At 47.7% G+C, this 3347-nt stretch carries 2 protein-coding genes; one reads left to right on the top strand and one right to left on the bottom strand.

What is annotated here, in order from left to right; translation table 11 throughout:
* Positions 1 to 715: class I tRNA ligase family protein (locus tag MHN01_RS21195; RefSeq protein ID WP_239413282.1), on the bottom strand; the 715-nt coding region annotated here is incomplete at its 3' end.
* Between the two features lie 445 nt (positions 716 to 1160).
* Here MHN01_RS21195 and MHN01_RS21190 point away from each other — a divergent pair.
* Positions 1161 to 3158, top strand: a complete 1998-nt coding sequence (locus tag MHN01_RS21190; protein ID WP_239413281.1) for a methyl-accepting chemotaxis protein — start codon at positions 1161 to 1163, stop codon at positions 3156 to 3158.
* Positions 3159 to 3347 lie beyond the last annotated feature (189 nt).

Genomic DNA, 3347 nt, shown 5'->3' with positions numbered 1-3347 from the left:
CTGTTTGCTGGATAGCGGTGATATAACTGAATAAGGCATCAATCCAGACATACACCGTATGCTCGTTATTGTCAGGGACTTTGATCCCCCATGCGTTGTTAATTCTGGATACCGAGAGATCTTCCAGCGGACCTTCTTGAAGCAATGAAACAATAGAATCTTGAAAATGTTTAGGGGTAATGAGATCAGGGTGTGTCAGATAGTATTCCAGCAATCGCTGGCGGTATTTTTCCAACTGGAACAGATACGTCTCTTCTTCAACCGTTTCGACTTCCCTTTTATGCACCGGGCAAAGGTTACTTTCCAATTCTCGAGGAGAGTAAAATTGCTCGCAGGCAACACAGTATTGCCCTGAGTATTTTCCCAGATAGATATCGTTATTCTCTAATAATTGTTGCCACACAGCGCTGATATGATCTTTATGCTCTTGCTGGGTTGTTCGAATGAAAATATCGGGGTGAATATCCAGTTCCGGCCATAACCCCGAGAAAACAGCGGCTTTAGTATCAACAAACTCTGAGACATCTGTTCCTGCTGATTGTGCCGTAGAAGCGATTTTCAGTCCGTGTTCATCGGTACCGGTAATGAATATATTTTGCTGCCCTGATAGTTGCCTGAAGCGATGGAAAATGTCGGCAATGATCCCACTATAGGCGTGGCCGAGATGCGGATCGCCATTGGCGTAGAAAATAGGGGTGGTTACAAAAGATGTCATCAGTGTGTCTCCTTGGGTTAACTTTCAAAACCGGAATGGAAACAGACACCTAATTTGCCAACGAACCATCCCAGTTTGTGATAATTGGAATGGTGTTGCTTTTATGGTTTGTTAGAACAAGCAGCCCATCCCTCGCAGCATTCGCTGAGAAGGCATGTGCATCATTGAAACTTGGCGCAAAATTTTCTCGTTCATGTTCTCTAAGCTATCAGACGCTTAAATGTCCTACAACCATTATGTTACTGATTTCTTATCAAGTGGACGCTATCGTACTAGCGTAAAGAAGCAAAGTATGAAATATATATAACTCTTTAACTTCAATTGTCTTTAAATGCCATTGTATGATTTTCCACCACTTAGTGGCGATTAATCCGCATGGATTATTTATTATTGATTAATTTAACATTATATTAACCTTTCTTGGTTAGACACGGATGTAGTACCTATGAAATTTTCTATCGCCAGAAAGCTGAGGATTAGCTTTTTGTTGATTACCGCACTGTTCTTGTGTGCAGCGGTTATCCTTTACCAACAAATCAAGCAAGTCGAAGACAACGCCCACTACCTGCTCAATGAGGATTTGCCGACGGTGGATGCCAGCCGCTCGCTTCAGCAGTCTGCGCAGTCATCCTTATTGGTGCTGCGGGCCTATATGCTGCAGGGCGGGGATGAAGCTGTAGGTCAGGCCCTTAGGCAGCAACTTGCCGACACTTTTACCCTTGTTGAACGCCAGTTAACCGAACTTAAGAGCCATTTGACCGATGAACAGTATGGCAAGGTGGGGCAGAGCTGGCAGGCACTGATGGAAAGTGAGCAGGCTATCGTTGATATTAGCCATACGCCAGACAACCTCCCGGCTCATGCCCTGATGCTCAACGAGGCCGCCCCTATTGCCGAAGTAGCGCTTGATCAGCTGCAAGGGTTAATCAACGAAGAAGAGAACAATGCATTCGGTGGTGAGCGGAAAAGGCTCATGAAGCTTTATGCAGATAGCTATACCTCGCTTTCGAACGCGCTGGGTGCACTGCGTGATTATCTGTTTGACGGTAAACAGGATCATCTTGATAAGTACAAAGAGCTGATGACGAAGCATTCCAAGTCGGTTGCCGAAGTCAATAATCATCTGGTATTGCTCAGCGATAGCGATTTAAGCCTGTGGCAGATCTTTGAGGAGATGCAGAAGATGTATCTGCCGCTAGCCGAGCAGGTGATTACCTTGCGTCAGTCCCCGGAGTGGAACAAAGCCAACTATATGATGGCGCAGCAGACCGGACCTGCGGCAGCGCAGTTTACCGAGCTTCTTGATGCCGTCGTGGTTGCTCAGCAGAACAATGCCCAACAAGGCGGTATAGCTATCAGCGACAGTGTGTCGCGGGTGATCACCACTTTGATAGCGGTGGCGATTATTGCTTGTGTCTGTTCGCTACTTGTTGCGACTTGGTTGGGACGGAGCATTGGCTCGAGACTCACCCTGGTCGGGCAGAGAGCCGAAGAGATTTCCCACGGCAACTTCTCAGGGAAAGCACTTGAGAATAAAGGTGATGATGAGATTGCTTCGTTGGTTGATGCAGTAAATCGTATGACAGCATCGCTATCAGCGTTGGTAACCGGAGTTACGGACAAGGCCAAAGACGTTGATTCAAGTATGAACCGATTGCTGGACAACAATAGCAGTACCGCGAACGAGGCGACCAATCAGGCCGAGAAAATTCGTTCAATGGCAACGGCGATTGAGGAAATGTCGGTAACAGCCAGTGAAACGGCGCAGCATACTCAGGCGGCATCGGATGATTTGAAGCACTCTTCTGAGCTGCTTGGTAACGGTGAAAAAGCCTTAGAGCAAAACCAGCAGACGGTGGGTGAGCTTAACGCCCTTATCGGCCGGGCAAGCGAAATGGTTCAGCATCTGAGTAACGAGAGTGATCGCATCGAGCGAGTCACTGAAGTAATTGAGAGTGTTGCTGAACAAACTAACTTGCTGGCGCTTAATGCGGCGATAGAGGCTGCGAGGGCCGGAGAGCAGGGCAGGGGGTTTGCCGTGGTTGCCGATGAAGTTCGACTGCTGGCACAACGTACCACGGAATCTACGACTGAAATCAACGCGATTGTTGATGCAATTCAAACCTCGACCGGGCAAGTGGTCAAGGTGATCAGTGAGAGTCAGTCGCTGGTCAAGGCGGGCACTGAGCACACCGCGCAGGCCAATACCATGCTACAAGACACTATTCGCTATATGGACGATGTGGCTGACAAAGTCAGTGATATGACGACCGCGACCGAGCAGCAGTCTGATGTATCTCAATCGCTGGCAGATTTAGTGCATCAGCTGTCTGATTCGGCTGCCGATGTGTCGAGCAATTGCGATAGCGCCAATCAGACTTCGCAGGCTATCAAGGCCCAGGTGGATGATCTCAATCAGGAGATGAGAAAGTTCTCGGTTTAGGCGGTGTGCTGGTTAGTGGTAATTAGCGCTATCTTATGGGGCGCTATTACTAAATAACGCTATGTTGCTCAAGGTTTAATCATATAAACGGAGTTTTTGAAAATCTGCTTTACAAGTATCAGCTAGCCTCGTATTATGCGCCGCACTTACGGAGAGATGGCTGAGTGGTTGAAAGCACCGGTCTTGAAA

The organism is Photobacterium sp. OFAV2-7 (genome assembly GCF_022347985.1).
Taxonomy (GTDB): domain Bacteria; phylum Pseudomonadota; class Gammaproteobacteria; order Enterobacterales; family Vibrionaceae; genus Photobacterium.
The sequence above is the reverse complement of the archived record's forward strand: the minus strand, read 5'-3'. Positions and strand labels throughout refer to the sequence as shown.

Excerpts from the sequence above, each read along its gene's own strand:
- MHN01_RS21190 (WP_239413281.1), top strand. The coding sequence starts at position 1,161 with ATGAAATTTTCTATCGCCAGAAAGCTGAGGATTAGCTTTTTGTTGATT.